This window comes from Enterobacter cloacae complex sp. CARB60 (assembly GCF_036487345.1).
Lineage (GTDB): Bacteria > Pseudomonadota > Gammaproteobacteria > Enterobacterales > Enterobacteriaceae > Enterobacter > Enterobacter asburiae_D.
In genome coordinates this window covers 3,210,632-3,226,180 of the sequence record NZ_JAZKLC010000002.1, presented here as the reverse complement: position 1 = coordinate 3,226,180, position 15,549 = coordinate 3,210,632, and the positions used below count along the sequence as shown (strand labels likewise).

The 15,549-nt window shown below is 57.2% G+C and carries 17 protein-coding genes; 11 read left to right on the top strand and 6 right to left on the bottom strand.

Annotated elements, in window-relative coordinates; all coding sequences use genetic code 11:
- Nucleotides 1–98 precede the first annotated feature (98 nt).
- The 11 genes from nfsA to V4835_RS16495 all read left to right on the top strand — a co-directional run bounded on the left by nfsA (nucleotide 99) and on the right by V4835_RS16495 (nucleotide 10,864).
- On the top strand, nucleotides 99–821 hold the full coding sequence (nfsA, locus tag V4835_RS16545; protein WP_331412889.1) for a nitroreductase NfsA: 723 nt from the start codon (nucleotides 99–101) through the stop codon (nucleotides 819–821).
- Nucleotides 822–890: 69 nt separating this feature from the next.
- Nucleotides 891–1,793 (top strand): 30S ribosomal protein S6--L-glutamate ligase, encoded by a 903-nt coding sequence (gene rimK, locus V4835_RS16540; protein WP_063144477.1) that lies wholly within the window; start codon nucleotides 891–893, stop codon nucleotides 1,791–1,793.
- Nucleotides 1,794–1,856: 63 nt separating this feature from the next.
- Nucleotides 1,857–2,333, top strand: coding sequence for a YbjN domain-containing protein (locus tag V4835_RS16535; protein WP_063144476.1), 477 nt, complete (start codon nucleotides 1,857–1,859; stop codon nucleotides 2,331–2,333).
- Between the two features lie 351 nt (nucleotides 2,334–2,684).
- Nucleotides 2,685–3,797 carry a spermidine/putrescine ABC transporter substrate-binding protein PotF gene (potF, locus tag V4835_RS16530; protein ID WP_213328418.1) on the top strand — a complete coding sequence of 371 codons (1,113 nt, stop codon included), beginning with the start codon at nucleotides 2,685–2,687 and terminating at the stop codon, nucleotides 3,795–3,797.
- 143 nt (nucleotides 3,798–3,940) lie between these two features.
- On the top strand, nucleotides 3,941–5,074 hold the full coding sequence (potG, locus tag V4835_RS16525; RefSeq protein WP_331412886.1) for a putrescine ABC transporter ATP-binding subunit PotG: 1,134 nt from the start codon (nucleotides 3,941–3,943) through the stop codon (nucleotides 5,072–5,074).
- 9 nt (nucleotides 5,075–5,083) lie between these two features.
- Nucleotides 5,084–6,037, top strand: coding sequence for a putrescine ABC transporter permease PotH (potH, locus tag V4835_RS16520; RefSeq protein ID WP_331412884.1), 954 nt, complete (start codon nucleotides 5,084–5,086; stop codon nucleotides 6,035–6,037).
- On the top strand, nucleotides 6,034–6,879 hold the full coding sequence (potI, locus tag V4835_RS16515; RefSeq protein WP_023310934.1) for a putrescine ABC transporter permease PotI: 846 nt from the start codon (nucleotides 6,034–6,036) through the stop codon (nucleotides 6,877–6,879). The genes potH and potI overlap by 4 nt, the downstream gene beginning before the upstream one ends.
- 65 nt (nucleotides 6,880–6,944) lie before the next feature.
- Nucleotides 6,945–7,418, top strand: a complete 474-nt coding sequence (locus tag V4835_RS16510) for a YbjO family protein (protein WP_023335066.1) — start codon at nucleotides 6,945–6,947, stop codon at nucleotides 7,416–7,418.
- A gap of 40 nt (nucleotides 7,419–7,458) precedes the next feature.
- Entirely contained in the window at nucleotides 7,459–8,598 is a 1,140-nt protein-coding gene (gene rlmC, locus V4835_RS16505; protein WP_331412882.1) for a 23S rRNA (uracil(747)-C(5))-methyltransferase RlmC, read from the top strand.
- Nucleotides 8,599–8,703: 105 nt separating this feature from the next.
- Nucleotides 8,704–9,411 (top strand): response regulator transcription factor, encoded by a 708-nt coding sequence (locus tag V4835_RS16500; protein ID WP_063144471.1) that lies wholly within the window; start codon nucleotides 8,704–8,706, stop codon nucleotides 9,409–9,411.
- Nucleotides 9,395–10,864, top strand: coding sequence for a sensor histidine kinase (locus V4835_RS16495; RefSeq protein ID WP_331412880.1), 1,470 nt, complete (start codon nucleotides 9,395–9,397; stop codon nucleotides 10,862–10,864). The genes V4835_RS16500 and V4835_RS16495 overlap by 17 nt, the downstream gene beginning before the upstream one ends.
- 79 nt (nucleotides 10,865–10,943) lie before the next feature.
- Here V4835_RS16495 and artJ read toward each other — a convergent pair whose 3' ends face one another.
- The 6 genes from artJ to V4835_RS16465 all read right to left on the bottom strand — a co-directional run bounded on the left by artJ (nucleotide 10,944) and on the right by V4835_RS16465 (nucleotide 15,464).
- Nucleotides 10,944–11,675, bottom strand: coding sequence for an arginine ABC transporter substrate-binding protein ArtJ (gene artJ, locus V4835_RS16490; RefSeq protein WP_021240923.1), 732 nt, complete (start codon nucleotides 11,673–11,675; stop codon nucleotides 10,944–10,946).
- A gap of 173 nt (nucleotides 11,676–11,848) precedes the next feature.
- A complete protein-coding gene (artM, locus tag V4835_RS16485) occupies nucleotides 11,849–12,517 on the bottom strand; it encodes an arginine ABC transporter permease ArtM (RefSeq protein ID WP_063144469.1) in 669 nt (222 codons plus the stop codon).
- A complete protein-coding gene (gene artQ / locus V4835_RS16480) occupies nucleotides 12,517–13,233 on the bottom strand; it encodes an arginine ABC transporter permease ArtQ (protein ID WP_025756069.1) in 717 nt (238 codons plus the stop codon). Before artQ ends, artM begins: the two co-directional genes overlap by 1 nt.
- A gap of 6 nt (nucleotides 13,234–13,239) precedes the next feature.
- Entirely contained in the window at nucleotides 13,240–13,971 is a 732-nt protein-coding gene (gene artI, locus V4835_RS16475; RefSeq protein ID WP_008500032.1) for an arginine ABC transporter substrate-binding protein ArtI, read from the bottom strand.
- A 19-nt stretch (nucleotides 13,972–13,990) separates the two neighbouring features.
- Nucleotides 13,991–14,719 (bottom strand): arginine ABC transporter ATP-binding protein ArtP, encoded by a 729-nt coding sequence (artP, locus tag V4835_RS16470; protein WP_023310942.1) that lies wholly within the window; start codon nucleotides 14,717–14,719, stop codon nucleotides 13,991–13,993.
- 226 nt (nucleotides 14,720–14,945) lie between these two features.
- Nucleotides 14,946–15,464 (bottom strand): lipoprotein, encoded by a 519-nt coding sequence (locus V4835_RS16465; RefSeq protein ID WP_063144468.1) that lies wholly within the window; start codon nucleotides 15,462–15,464, stop codon nucleotides 14,946–14,948.
- Nucleotides 15,465–15,549: the final 85 nt, after the last annotated feature.

Genomic DNA, 15,549 nt, shown 5'->3' with positions numbered 1-15,549 from the left:
CGCTTTGATACAGTCAGGCTATGTTTCGCCAATTACATCACGCAAATCATTGCCTATACTGGCTGGCATAAGGTTTAAGCAAGACAAAGAGAGACAAGATGACACCAACGATTGACCTGCTCCGTTCCCACCGTTCCATTCGCCACTTCACCGATGAGCCGATTACCGAGGCGCAGCGTGCCGCGATTATTGACAGCGCCAGGGCGACCTCCAGCTCCAGCTTTCTGCAGTGCACTTCCATTATCCGCATCACCGACAAGGCCATGCGCGAGCAGCTGGTCACGCTGACCGGCGGGCAGAAGCATGTGGCTCAGGCGGCGGAGTTCTGGGTGTTCTGCGCCGACTTTAACCGCCACCTGCAGATCTGCCCTGAGGCCGAGCTGGGGCTGGCCGAACAGCTGCTGCTGGGCGTGGTGGATACCGCGCTGATGGCGCAAAACGCCTTCACGGCGGCGGAGTCGCTGGGGTTAGGCGGCGTTTACATCGGCGGCCTGCGTAACAACATCGAAAGCGTGACCGAGCTGCTGAAGCTGCCAAAACACGTGCTGCCGCTGTTCGGCCTGTGCCTCGGCTGGCCTGCGGATAACCCGGATCTGAAGCCGCGCATTCCTGCCGCGATGCTGGTGCACGAAAACCACTACCAGCCGGTCGATCAGGACGTCCTGAATCACTATGACGAAGAGCTGGCGAACTACTACATGACGCGCGGCAGCAATAACCGCCGTGATACCTGGACTGACCATATTCGTCGCACCATCATTAAAGAAAACCGCCCGTTTATTCTTGATTACCTCCACAAACAGGGCTGGGCGACGCGATAGTCCATTCCTCCTGCGCCTGCCTGCGTATATGATATGCAGGCTTTTTCCATGTCTTCAGAGAGGTGCAGGGTGAAAATTGCCATATTGTCCCGGGATGGAACGCTCTATTCATGTAAACGCCTGCGAGACGCGGCGGCGAAACGCGGGCATCAGGTTGAGATCCTCGACCCGATGTCCTGCTATATGAACATCGATCCGGCCGCCTCGTCGATTCACTACAAAGGCCGCAAGCTGCCGCACTTTGATGCGGTGATCCCGCGCATCGGCTCTCAGATCACCTATTACGGCACCGCCGCGCTGCGCCAGTTCGAGATGCTGGGCAGCTATCCGCTCAACGAATCCGTCGCCATATCCCGCGCCCGCGACAAACTGCGCTCGCTGCAGCTGCTCGCCCGTCAGGGGATCGATCTCCCCGTCACGGGGATTGCCCATTCACCGGACGACACCAGCGATCTCATCGACATGGTGGGCGGTGCGCCGCTGGTCATCAAGCTGGTGGAAGGCACGCAGGGCATTGGCGTGGTGCTGGCGGAGACGCGTCAGGCGGCCGAGAGCGTAGTTGACGCCTTTCGGGGCCTCAATGCCCACATTCTGGTGCAGGAGTACATCGAAGAGGCGAAAGGGCGCGATATTCGCTGCTTCGTGGTCGGCAATGAAGTGGTGGCGGCCATTGAGCGCCAGGCGAAAGAGGGCGACTTCCGCTCTAACCTTCACCGCGGCGGCGTTGCAAGAATCGCTGATATCAGCGATCGGGAGCGGGAAATTGCCGTCAAAGCGGCGCAAACCCTGGGGCTGGACGTCGCGGGCGTAGACCTTCTGCGGGCGACGCGCGGGCCGCTGGTCATGGAGGTGAATGCCTCGCCGGGGCTGGAAGGCGTGGAAAAAACCACAGGTGTCGATATTGCGGGTAAAATGATCTCATGGATCGAGCGTCATGCCACGCCGGGTTACTGTCTGAAAACGGGCGGTTAAATGGTATTGAGCACGCTTTTTGCGTAATCTAAGCAAAGTTTTTAATTAAGAGGCTGCACAGCGATGGATTTACAGGTCGTACCTACACTGGATACGTTACGTCAATGGCTTGATGATGCCGGAATTACGTTCTTCGAATGCGATTCCTGCCAGGCGCTGCATCTGCCTCATATGCAGAATTTCGACGGCATTTTCGATGCTAAAATCGATCTCATTAACGACGTGATCCTTTTCTCCGCGCTGGCCGAAGTGAAGCCGTCTGCGCTGCTGGCGCTGGCCTCCGACCTGTCAGCGATCAACGCCAGTTCTTTGACGGTGAAAGCATTTCTCGACATACAGGATGATAATCTGCCAAAACTGGTCGTTTGCCAGTCTTTATTCTCCGGTGCCGGGCTGTCGTTCAAGCAGTTCTCCGCGTTTATGCACTTGAGTGAAGAGCAAATTTCCATGGTCATGATGGAAGCCAATGCACACCATTTGCTGTATAGCGCGGAAGATGATGCAGAGAATAATGATGCATCTCCCAATTTTCTTCACTAAGCCTGTCTGACTTTTGCGCAGTCGCTGCCATAGCGGCTGCAGAAGGCCATTTTTTCTGCTGCTTTTAACCTTTCTTTAAAGAATTTTTCACCTCCCTGAAGGCCGTTTCGGCTTATCACGTAGACATAACCTGCATAAAAAATTGATAAAAGGCGTTTTTTCGTCTGGGCTATAGCCGGAGACACGGGCTACAGTTATTCTTGCGGTGCTTAAAAAAGCGAGCGGAAACTGCCGGGTAAAGAGGTTTCTTTTTATTTTGGGCAGAGCGACAAACTATGCATGATTATTGCATATCTTCAGATTGCACAGTTTTAGTTCGTTTGTTAACGAGCTTTCAGAAGGAATAAAGATATGATCGCCTTGAATAAAAAATGGTTATCGGGTCTGGTTGCGGGTGCTCTGATGGCCGTCTCTGCCGGCACGCTCGCTGCGGAACAAAAAACGCTGCACGTTTACAACTGGTCTGACTATATTGCGCCGGACACGGTGGCGAATTTTGAGAAAGAGACCGGCATTAAAGTGGTCTACGACGTTTTCGATTCCAACGAAGTGCTGGAAGGCAAACTGATGGCGGGCAGCACCGGGTTTGATCTCGTGGTGCCTTCTGCAAGCTTCCTGGAGCGTCAGCTGACGGCAGGCGTCTTCCAGCCGCTGGATAAGAGCAAGCTACCGAACTGGAAAAACCTCGATCCAGAAGTGCTGAAGCTGGTGGCTAAGCATGACCCGGACAACAAATACGCCATGCCTTACCTGTGGGCGACTACCGGTATCGGCTACAACGTTGATAAAGTCAAAGCGGTGCTGGGCCCGGACGTCAAGCTGGACAGCTGGGACGTGGTGCTGAAGCCGGAAAACCTTGAGAAGCTGAAAAGCTGCGGCGTCTCCTTCCTCGATGCGCCGGAAGAGATTTTCGCCACCGTGCTGAACTACCTGGGCAAAGACCCGAACAGCAGTAAAGCCGATGATTACACCGGCCCGGCGACCGATCTGCTGCTGAAGCTGCGTCCAAACATTCGTTACTTCCACTCGTCTCAGTACATCAACGACCTGGCGAACGGCGACATCTGCGTCGCGATCGGCTGGGCAGGGGACGTGTGGCAGGCGGCTAACCGCGCGAAAGAGGCGAAAAACGGCGTGAACGTCTCTTACTTCATTCCGAAAGAGGGGGCGCTGGCCTTCTTCGACGTCTTCGCGATGCCGGCTGACGCCAAAAACAAAGACGAAGCGTATCAGTTCCTCAACTACCTGATGCGTCCTGACGTGATCGCCCACATCAGCGACCACGTTTACTACGCGAACGGTAACAAGGCCTCCGTGCCGCTGGTAAGCGAAGAAATCCGTAACAACCCGGCTATCTATCCGCCAGCGGATGTGTTCGCCAAGCTCTTCACCCTGAAAGTTCAGGATCCAAAAATTGACCGCGTGCGTACCCGCGCGTGGACCAAGGTGAAAAGCGGTAAATAACGGCGTTGGGTATTGTTGCCCGGTGGCGCTAACGCTTACCGGGCTTCTACAACCCGTAGGCCGGGCAGGCGTTAGCGCCGCCCGGCGATGCGCACCCTGACGGTGCGTTTGCACCAGTATTGATCTATGCCGGAGAACACCCCGTGAATGACGCGATCCCCCGCCCGCAGGCGAAAGTCCGTAAAGCGCTGACCCCGCTTCTTGAAATTCGTAACCTCACCAAATCTTTCGATGGCCAGCATGCCGTGGACGACGTCAGCCTGACTATCTATAAAGGCGAAATTTTTGCCCTTCTGGGGGCTTCTGGCTGCGGTAAATCGACCCTGCTGCGTATGCTGGCCGGTTTTGAACAGCCCACCGCCGGGCAAATCATGCTCGATGGCGTGGATCTCTCCAGCGTGCCGCCGTATCAGCGCCCGATTAACATGATGTTCCAGTCCTACGCGCTGTTTCCGCACATGACGGTGGAGCAGAACATCGCCTTTGGCCTGAAGCAGGACAAGCTGCCGAAGGCCGAAATTTCCGCGCGCGTGGCCGAGATGCTGAGCCTGGTGCACATGCAGGAGTTCGCGAAGCGTAAGCCGCACCAGCTCTCCGGCGGCCAGCGCCAGCGCGTGGCCCTGGCAAGAAGCCTGGCGAAACGCCCGAAATTATTGCTGCTCGATGAGCCGATGGGCGCGCTGGATAAAAAGCTGCGCGACCGTATGCAGCTCGAAGTGGTGGATATCCTCGAGCGCGTGGGCGTGACCTGCGTGATGGTGACCCACGACCAGGAAGAGGCGATGACCATGGCCGGGCGTATCGCGATCATGAACCGCGGGAAGTTCGTGCAGATTGGCGAGCCTGAAGAGATTTATGAGCATCCGACCACCCGCTACAGCGCGGAGTTCATCGGCTCGGTTAACGTCTTCGAAGGGCTGCTGAAAGATCGTCAGGAAGATGGCCTGGTCATCGAATCGCCGGGGCTGCAGCATCCGCTTAAGGTCGATCCTGATAACTCCGTGGTGGATAACGTGCCGGTCTACGTCGCGCTGCGTCCGGAGAAGATCATGCTCTGTGAGGATCCGCCTGCCGATGGCTACAACTTTGCCGTGGGCGAAGTGGTGCACATTGCCTATCTGGGCGATCTGTCCATCTACCACGTGCGCCTGAAAAGCGGGCAGATGCTTAGCGCGCAGCTACAGAACGAACATCGCTATCGCAAGGGGCAGCCGACCTGGGGTGACGAAGTGCGCCTGTGCTGGGATGCTGACAGCTGCGTCGTGCTGACGGTATAAGGAGCGATCATGAGCACACTTGAACCTCCAGCCCGCGTAGAAAAGTCGGGCGGCTTTGCCGGTTTACTGACGCGCATGCAGATGAAACACGGCCGCAAGCTGGTGATCGCCATGCCGTACGTGTGGCTGATCCTGCTGTTCCTGCTGCCGTTCCTGATTGTTTTCAAGATAAGCCTGGCGGAAATGGCACGGGCGATCCCGCCCTATACCAACCTGCTGGACTGGGCCGACGGGCAGCTAACGCTGACGCTTAATCTCGGCAACTTCCTGCAGCTCACCGACGATCCGCTCTATTTCGAAGCGTATCTGCAGTCGCTGCAGGTGGCGGCGATTTCGACGCTCTGCTGCCTGGTGATGGGCTATCCGCTGGCGTGGGCGGTGGCGCACAGCAAGCCGTCGACGCGTAACATCCTGCTGCTGCTGGTGATCCTGCCGTCGTGGACCTCGTTCCTGATCCGCGTTTACGCCTGGATGGGGATCCTGAAAAACAACGGCGTGCTGAATAACTTTCTCATGTGGCTCGGGGTTATCGATCAGCCGCTGACGATCCTGCACACCAACCTCGCGGTCTATATCGGCATTGTGTACGCCTATCTGCCGTTTATGGTGCTGCCGATCTACACGGCACTAACGCGTATCGATTACTCGCTGGTGGAAGCGTCGCTCGATCTCGGAGCCCGCCCGTTAAAAACCTTCTTCAGCGTCATTGTCCCGCTGACCAAAGGCGGGATTATCGCCGGGTCAATGCTGGTCTTTATCCCGGCGGTGGGGGAGTTTGTGATCCCGGAACTGCTCGGCGGCCCGGACAGCATCATGATTGGCCGCGTGCTGTGGCAGGAGTTCTTCAATAACCGCGACTGGCCGGTGGCCTCGGCGGTGGCGATTGTGATGCTCCTGCTGCTGATCGTGCCGATCATGTGGTTCCACAAGCATCAGCAGAAACAGATGGGAGATCACGGATGAACAACTTACCGGTAGTGCGCTCACCGTGGCGAATTGCGATCCTCGTGATCGGCTTTACCTTCCTGTATGCGCCAATGCTGATGCTGGTGATCTACTCCTTCAACAGCTCCAAGCTGGTGACGGTCTGGGCGGGCTGGTCGACGCGCTGGTACAGCGAGCTGTTCCACGATGATGCGATGATGAGCGCGGTGGGGCTGAGCCTGACCATTGCCGCCCTGGCGGCGACAATGGCGTCGGTGCTGGGCACGATCGCCGCGCTGGTGATGGTGCGCTTCGGGCGTTTTCGCGGCTCGAACGGGTTCGCCTTTATGATCACCGCGCCGCTGGTTATGCCGGACGTGATCACCGGTCTCGCGCTGCTGCTGCTGTTCGTGGCCCTGGCGCACGCCATCGGCTGGCCGGCGGATCGCGGCATGCTCACCATCTGGCTGGCGCACGTCACCTTCTGTACGGCCTACGTGGCGGTGGTGATCTCCTCGCGCCTGCGCGAGCTGGATCGCTCCATTGAAGAGGCGGCGATGGATCTTGGCGCGACGCCGCTGAAGGTCTTTTTCATCATCACCCTGCCGATGATTATGCCAGCGGTGATCTCCGGCTGGCTGCTGGCGTTTACGTTGTCGCTGGACGATCTGGTTATCGCCAGCTTTGTCTCCGGACCGGGCGCAACGACGCTGCCGATGCTGGTCTTCTCCAGCGTGCGCATGGGGGTCAACCCGGAGATCAACGCCCTGGCCTCTATCATCCTCGGCGTGGTCGGAATTGTCGGATTTATCGCCTGGTATTTGATGGCGCGCGCGGAAAAGCAGCGCGTGCGCGATATCCAGCGTGCAAGACGCGGCTGAAGGATTTAAAATTTCCAGTGATGTGCCGCGCATGACGCGGCACTGTTTTTCAGGGAAGTAAAACATTGGGATTATTAAAAAAATCACGTACTACGCACGCGCGACCTAACGTACCTGCACTGGTTCAGGTGGCGGCGCTCGCCATTATTATGATCCGCTGCCTGGACGTGCTGATGATTCTGAACACCCTGGGCGTGCGCGGCATCGGTGAATTCATTCACCGCAGCGTGCAGACGTGGAATCTGACGCTGGTCTTTTTGAGCAGCCTGGTGCTGGTGTTTATCGAGATCTACTGCGCCTTTTCGCTGGTCAAAGGGCGAAACTGGGCGCGCTGGGTCTATCTGCTTACGCAGGTGACCGCCGCCAGCTATCTGTGGGCCGCCTCGCTGGGCTATGGCTATCCGGAGCTGTTCAGCATTGCCGGGGAATCCAAACGCGAGATCCTCCGCGCGCTGTTTATGCAAAAACTCCCGGACATGCTGGTTCTGTTCCTGCTTTTTATCCCCGCCTCCAGTCGGCGGTTCTTCCGCCTGCAATAATGTGTATAATCGCAGCCCTCGTGATCCTTAAGGTTTTCATATGCAGTGCGCACTCTATGACGCCGGACGCTGCCGCTCCTGTCAGTGGATAGAACAGCCGGTCTCTCAACAACTCACCGCCAAAATGGCCGACCTGCAACAGCTGCTGGCAGCGCACGCGGTGGGCGAGTGGTGCGCACCCGTCAGCGGCCCGGAGCTAGGCTTTCGTAATAAAGCCAAAATGGTGGTCAGCGGCAGCGTTGAAAAACCGCTGCTGGGGATGCTGCACCGCGACGGCACGCCGGAAGACTTAACCGACTGCCCGCTCTATCCCGCCTCGTTTGAGCCCGTCTTTGCCGCACTGAAACCGTTTATTGCGCGTGCAGGGTTAACGCCTTACAACGTCGCCCGCAGGCGCGGCGAGCTGAAATACCTTCTGCTGACCGAAAGCCAGATCGACGGCGGCATGATGCTGCGCTTTGTGCTGCGCTCCGAAGCCAAACTGGAGCAGCTGCGCGCGGCGCTGCCGTGGCTGCAGGAACAGCTTCCGCAGCTTAAGGTCATTACGGCGAATATTCAGCCGGTGCATATGGCGATCATGGAAGGGGAGAAAGAGGTTTTCTTCACCGAACGGCATGCGCTTGCCGAAAGCTTCAACGGCGTGCCGCTGTGGATACGCCCGCAAAGCTTCTTCCAGACTAACCCAACCGTGGCAAGCAGCCTCTACGCCACCGCCCGCGACTGGGTTCGTGCGTTAAACATCCAGCATATGTGGGATCTCTTCTGCGGCGTGGGCGGCTTTGGCCTGCACTGCGCCACGCCAGAGATGCAGCTCACCGGAATTGAGATTTCTGCCGAAGCGATTGCCTGTGCGAAACAGTCCGCCGCCGAGCTGGGGTTAACGAATCTGCACTTTCAGGCGCTGGACTCCACCCAGTTTGCCACCGGCCAGGGCAACGTGCCGGAGCTGGTGCTGGTCAACCCGCCGCGCCGCGGCATCGGAAAAGCGCTGTGCGACTATCTGAGCCAGATGGCACCGGAGTACATCGTCTATTCCAGCTGTAATGCTCAGACCATGGCAAAGGATATCGCCAGCCTGCCGGGCTACCGCATTGAACGCGTGCAGCTTTTCGATATGTTCCCGCATACCGCGCATTATGAAGTGTTGACGTTGTTAACCCGTAGGCCGGGTAAGGCGTAGCCGCCACCCGGCATGAACCCCGCACAATGTTCAACAAAATGTGAACTCTTCCCCCGCTCGAAATCAGGTAAGCTTACGTCATAAGAAATGATTGAAGGCTTACCCATGAAGCAGATCCTGCTGGTGGAAGACGACCACGATATCGCGGCGCTTCTGCGACTCAATTTAGAAGATGAAGGCTACGCCATTACCCACGAGCCCGACGGGGGCAACGCCTTGCTGCGCCTTGAAAAACAGCCGTGGGACGCGGTGATCCTCGACCTGATGCTGCCCAACGTTGACGGTCTGGAGATTTGCCGCCGCATCCGTCAGATGACGCGCTACCTGCCGGTGATCATCATCAGCGCCCGCAGCAGCGAAACCGACCGCATCACCGGGCTGGAAACCGGTGCCGATGATTATCTGGCTAAGCCGTTTTCGGTGCAGGAATTAATTGCGCGCATCAAAGCGCTGTTCCGCCGCCAGCAGGCGATGGGGCAGGCGCAAACCGACGGTCAAATTCAGGCCCACGGTCTGACCATCGATCCGCTGGCGCGCAGCGTGCTGCTTCACGGCCAGGTGGTAGATCTCACTCCGCGCGAATTCGAACTGCTCTACTTTTTTGCCCGTCATCCTGGCGAGGTCTTTTCGCGTCTGGCGCTGCTGGAGCAGGTCTGGGGCTATCAGCACGAAGGCTATGAGCACACCGTTAATACCCATATCAACCGCCTGCGCATCAAGATTGAGAAGGACGCCGCCGAGCCGGAGATTATTCGCACCGTCTGGGGCAAGGGCTATAAATTTGCGGAGCCAAATCATGATGCGCCGCTTTAGCCTGAGCCAGCGCCTGACGCTGCTGTTCATCCTGCTGATGATGCTCTGCGCCACCGTCGCCTGCGCGGTACAGCTCTACACCAGTACGCAGTACGGTAATGCGATGGTGCAGCGGCTTTCGGGCGGGCTGGCGCAGCAGATAGTCCAGCGTGAAGCAATTCTGGACGCGCAGGGCAGGGTCGACCGAACGGCACTCAAGCCGCTGTTCGATCGGCTGATGACCTTTAATCCGAGCGTTGAGCTGTACGTCGTCTCCCCGGACGGCGATATCCTGGCCGATGCTGCACCGCCGGGGCATATTCAGCGGCAAAAAATCGACCTGGCGCCGGTTCAGACCTTCCTGAGCGGGACAGCCATACCGATCCTGGGCGACGACCCGCGCAGTCAAAATAAAAAGGTCTTTAGCGCCACGCCGCTGCGGCAGGACGGCGAGCTAAAAGGCTACCTCTACATTATTTTGCAGGGCGAGGAGTCCAACGCCCTGGCGGAGATGGCCTGGCATAAGGCGCTGTGGAGCACGGTGCTGTGGTCACTGCTGTGGGTTGCGCTGTTTGGCCTGCTGGCAGGTTTACTGGTCTGGTACTGGGTTACGCGCCCGGTGAAACAGCTGACGGTCGAAGTCGCCGGGCTGGAGCAGGACAGCATAAGCGCTATCAGGCGGCTGGCGGTACAGGCGCCGGACGCGGCGGCAAAGGATGAAGTGGCGATCCTGCGCAACAGCTTTATCGAGCTGGCGCGCAAAATCACCCGCCAGTGGGACCAGCTGGCCGACAGCGATCGCCAGCGCCGGGAGTTTATCGCCAACATTTCGCACGATCTCCGTACGCCGCTGACCTCGCTGCTGGGCTATCTGGAAACCCTGTCGCTAAAATCCGCCACGCTGACGCCGCAGGAGCACCAGCAGTATCTCGCCACCGCGCTGCGTCAGGGGCAAAAAGTCCGTCATCTTTCGCAGCAGCTGTTTGAGCTGGCGCGCCTTGAGCACGGCGGCATTAAGCCGCAGCGCGAGCGTTTCGCGATGGGGGAGCTGATTTCCGACGTGGCGCAGAAGTTTGAGCTCACCGCCCGCACGCGCGAGGTGAATTTGCATATTGACGTGCCGGGGCCGCTGCCGCTGATTAACGCCGATGTGTCGATGATCGAACGCGTGGTGACCAACCTGCTCGATAACGCGATGCGCCATACGCCAGGCGGCGGGGAAATTCGTCTGGCTGTCTGGCAGGAGAATGAACGGCTGCAGGTCGAAGTGGCGGACAGCGGAACGGGCGTGGATGCCTCGCTGCGCGACGATCTGTTCCAGCGGCCATCGGCGTTGAATACCCAGGCATCGCGGGAGAATCGCGGCGGGTTGGGGCTGTTAATCGTGAAACGCATGCTGGAGCTGCACGGCGGTGGGATTAGGCTGATGGAGTCGGCGAGCGGGGCACGGTTCAGGTTCTTTGTGCCGCTGTGAGGGAGTGCCGGGTGGCGGCTTCGCCTTACCCGGCCTACAGACTACCACCCCCGTAGGCCGAGTCACCCGGCAAAAGACATTACTGCGGGAACCACTGCTCGCTGATTTTCTGATACGTACCGTCCGCTTTAATCGCTTTCAGCGCGCCGTTCAGTTTTTCCAGCAGGGCTTTGTTATCCGGACGTACTGCGATACCCAGACCCGTGCCGAAGTACTGCGGATCTGTCACTTTCTCGGTTGCTGTGCCCAGCTGCGGATTGGTTTTCAGCCATTCGTTCACCACGGCGGTATCGCCGAATACGCCGTCGATACGGCCATTTTTCAGGTCGATAATCGCGTTTTGGTAGCTGTCATAGGCCACGGTCTTCACTTCAGGATGCTTGTCCTGGAGGTATTTCTGGTGCGTGGTGCCATTTTCCATCCCGATGCGTTTGCCTTTCAGCTGATCGAAAGAGGTATAAGCGCCTTTCTTCGCAATCACTACCGCCGAGTTGGCGTAGTACGGGTCGGTAAACGCGACCTGCTTGCTGCGCTCAGGCGTGATGTCCATCCCGGAGATCACCGCATCGTATTTTTTAAATTTCAGCGACGGGATCAGGCTGTCGAAGGCATGGTTGGTAAAGGTGCAGTCGGCCTGCATTTGTTTGCACAGCGCCTTCGCCAGATCGATATCGAAACCGACGATCTGGTTGCTGGCATCCAGCGATTCAAACGGCGGATAGGTGGCGGATACGCCAAAATTGATTTTATCAGCTGCGGATGCGCCAGCGGCGAAGGTGGCGAGTAATGCGGCCAGAACTAACTTTTTCATTGTAATGCTCCCGTCTGTCTTATTTATGCGCCGTGTCTGCGGCATGGATGTACAATGCCACTTAATGAATTTGTATGCAATAAATATGATTAAATATTATGTCATGGCAAAAAAAAAGCGGATAACCCATCAGGTTACCCGCTTCATTAATACCGTTTTATGCACTCGCGTGGTTAATTTCTGCGCTCAAACGCTAACGCTCTACGCTCGATCAGGCGCATCATCAGCGTCAACAGACCGTTAACCACCAGATAGACCACGCCTGCCGCACCGAACACCATCACGTCATAGGTGCGTCCATAGAGCAGCTGTCCGTGACCCATTACTTCCATCAGCGTGATGGTGTAGGCCAGAGACGTACTCTTGAACACCAGCACCACTTCGTTGGAGTAAGAGGAGAGCGCGCGCTTAAAGGCGTACGGCAGCAGGATCGCCAGCGTGTCTTTCTTGCTCATGCCCAGCGCCCCGCAGGACTGCCATTGTCCTTCAGGAATGGCGCGGATCGCCCCGTAAAACAGCTGGGTGGTATAGGCCGCACTGTTCAGCGAAAGGGCAATCAGGGCACACAGCCACGGCTCAGAAAGCAGATGCCAGATAACCGGATACTCCTGCAGTGACGGGAACTGGCCCGGGCCGTAGTAAATCAGGAATATCTGCACCAGCAGCGGCGTACCGGTAAACAGGGTGATGTATGCGCGCACAATCCACACCAGAACCGGCGTTTTCAGCGTCAGGATGATGGTGAAAATCAGCGCCAGGATCAGGGCCACGATAATGGACGCCACGGTTAGCGTCAGGCTGGTGTGCAGCCCTTTCATTAGCTCGGGAAAATATTCAAGCATCAGCCTGGTCTCCGTTCAAAGCGCGTCGCACGCAGGTCAATACGCTTGAGGATGTACTGACTGAGCAACGTGATCACCAGGTAGATAGCCGCCGCCACAATGTACCAGGTAAAGGGCTCCTGGGTACGGGTGGCGATGCTTTTGGTTTGCAGCATCAAATCGTTAACGCTGATCAGGCTCACCAGCGCGGTATCTTTCAACAGCACCAGCCACTGGTTGCCGAGGCCCGGCAGGGCATGGCGCCACATCTGCGGCATCACCAGGCGGAAGAAGATGGCTGACTTCGACAGGCCTAACGCCTGACCCGACTCCCACTGACCCTGCGGCACGGCCTTCAGCGCACCGCGCAGGGTTTGCGACGCGTACGCGGAGTAGAGCAGGGAGAGGGCAATCACGCCGCACAGGAACGGGCTGACGTCGAAGTTTTCAATCTGCATCTGCACCGGGATCTGCGCAAAGCCGAGATTGAGGGTGAAGCCGTCAGACAGCGTGAGCAGCAGCTGTGAAGAGCCGAAATAGATAAACAGGACCACCAGAATTTCCGGTAGCCCACGCAGCACGGTGACCAGCGCGGAGCCTGTCCAGGCGACGGGGAACCATTTCGCGGATTCCCACACCGCAAAGAACATCGCCAGCACGAGGCCGATAATCAGTGCGCAAACGGCAAGGCCGACGGTCATCCCGGCGGCGCTTGCTAAAGGAAAAATTTCATTCATCAGGAATTACTTCTGGAACCATTTTTTGTAGATGGTTTCGTAGGTGCCGTCTTTCTTCACTTTTTCCAGCGCAGCGTTGAATTTCTGCTGCAGCTCAGTGTTGCCCTGACGAACGGCAATCCCCAGACCGGTACCGAAGTAATCCTTATCGGTCACTTTGTCGCCCACTGGCGCCAGCTTGTCGTTCGCTTTCAGCCACTCGGTCACGACCGCGGTATCACCAAATACGCCGTCGATACGGCCATTTTGCAGATCCAGCTTCGCGTTCTGGTAGCTGTCATACGGAACGGTGGTGATTTCCGGATGTTTATCCATGATGAATTTCTGGTGCGTGGTGCCGTTCTGCACGCCGACTTTTTTACCTTTCAGCTGATCGACAGAGGTGAATTTACCTTTCTGACCAATGAACAGGGCGGAGTTGTCGTAATAAGGGGTGGTGAACAGCACCTGCTTTTCACGCTCCGGGGTGATGTCCATACCGGCCATCACGGCGTCGATGCGGCGGAACTTCAGGCTTGGGATCAGGCTGTCGAACGCCTGGTTGCTGAAGGTACAGGTCGCGTCGATCTCTTTACACAGGGCGTTAGCCAGGTCCACGTCGAAGCCAACAATTTTGTTGTTCGCATCAATGGACTCAAACGGAGGGTAAGAGGCTTCCGTGGCGAAACGAATGGTCTGAGCTGCGGTAGCGGAAAGGGTAACGCCAGCAAGCAGCACGGCAAGTAATACTTTTTTCATTATATTTCCCCTGACACAATCAATGAGATAAATAGTTTTTGAAGGCATCGGTTTGCGGGTTCGCGAAGCAGCTCGCATCACCTTGCTCAACGATATAGCCGTTTTCCATGTACACCACGCGGCTGGCGGTTTTACGCGCCACTTCCACCTCGTGGGTGACGATAACCTGCGTAATATTGGTTTCCGCCAGCTCGCGAATGATGCTGACGATCTGGGCAGTAATTTCCGGGTCCAGCGCCGCGGTTGGTTCATCAAACAGCAGTACCGCAGGCTCCATCATCAGCGCGCGGGCAATGGCTACGCGCTGCTGCTGACCGCCGGAAAGGTGCAGCGGATAGCGGTCGCTGTAAGGCTTAAGACGCAGACGATCCAGCAGCTTTTCGGCACGGGCGATCGCCTGATCCTTGCTCAACCCCAGCACGCGGCACGGCGCTTCAATCAGGTTTTGCAGGACGGTCAGATGCGGCCAAAGATTGTATTGCTGGAAGACCATGCCGACGTTTTGACGCAGTTCGCGAATCGCTTTATCTGACGGCGTTTTCGCGAAATCAAAATGGTTACCGGCAATCGCCAGCGTACCTGAACGGGGCATTTCAAGCAGATTAAGGACACGCAGAAGGGAGCTTTTGCCTGCACCGCTTGGGCCAAGCAAAACCAGCGTTTCGCCTTCCGGGCAGTTCAGCGTGATGTCAAACAGCGCCTGGTGTGCGCCGTAGAAGCAGTTAATGCCGTTTAGTTTAATACTCATCGGGGCAGTCTTTACTCATCCAGGCAATCTATAGCAATTGAGGCCGCAGATAGTACCGTTGACAGAATAGTTATGCAATATTTCTGCGTTAAAAGTTAAATATAACCCGTGTTTCCTCTTAAACATAGCACAAAATAGCGAGCGGTAAGGTCGGCGAGTATAAATGTCGGCATTCCGCAAGAAATGCCGCACATTTTACGGGGGTTACTCGGTTGTATCGGCGGGTTTAGCGATTTTCAATCGACTGGCGAAGCGTGCCTGCCGGGGCATGAACGCTGCCGCCCACGTAGCGCACGTCGTCTACCGCCCAGCACTGTCCTTCACGGATCATCAGCACTTCATCCTGCCAGGTTTGGGTTCCCTGCGTCAGCTTCACGCGCAGCGGAATATTGCGGGCATCCGTGTTCGGGATGGTTGACGCGCTGGCGACTTCAGCGCTGTCCGGCAGCGTGGCGCGGCTGGAGAACGGATCGGATTTCAGCAGGGCGTTATGCTGCGGATCGCGGGTGGCGTCGTTAAGCAGTTTTGCCAGGCCGTCGCTCAGATACGGGCGCAGGCCGGTGAGATCGTTGCTGCGGTGCTGAATGCGATAATCATAGAACTGCTGCGCCACGGTGTCCGGGCCGCCCTCGATGCAGGGGCCGCTGCGGGTACCGATATCCTTAAAGGCTGGCGTGACCGTGGTGGTACAGGCGCTGAGCACCAGCGCGCAGGGCACGAAAAGTGTTAAAGCAGAATAGCGCATGTTGATTTCCTTATTTATTAACTATCCTTTCAATCATAGCGTAACGAACCGATAATGCTGTGCCTAAGGCATTGAACGCTAAAGA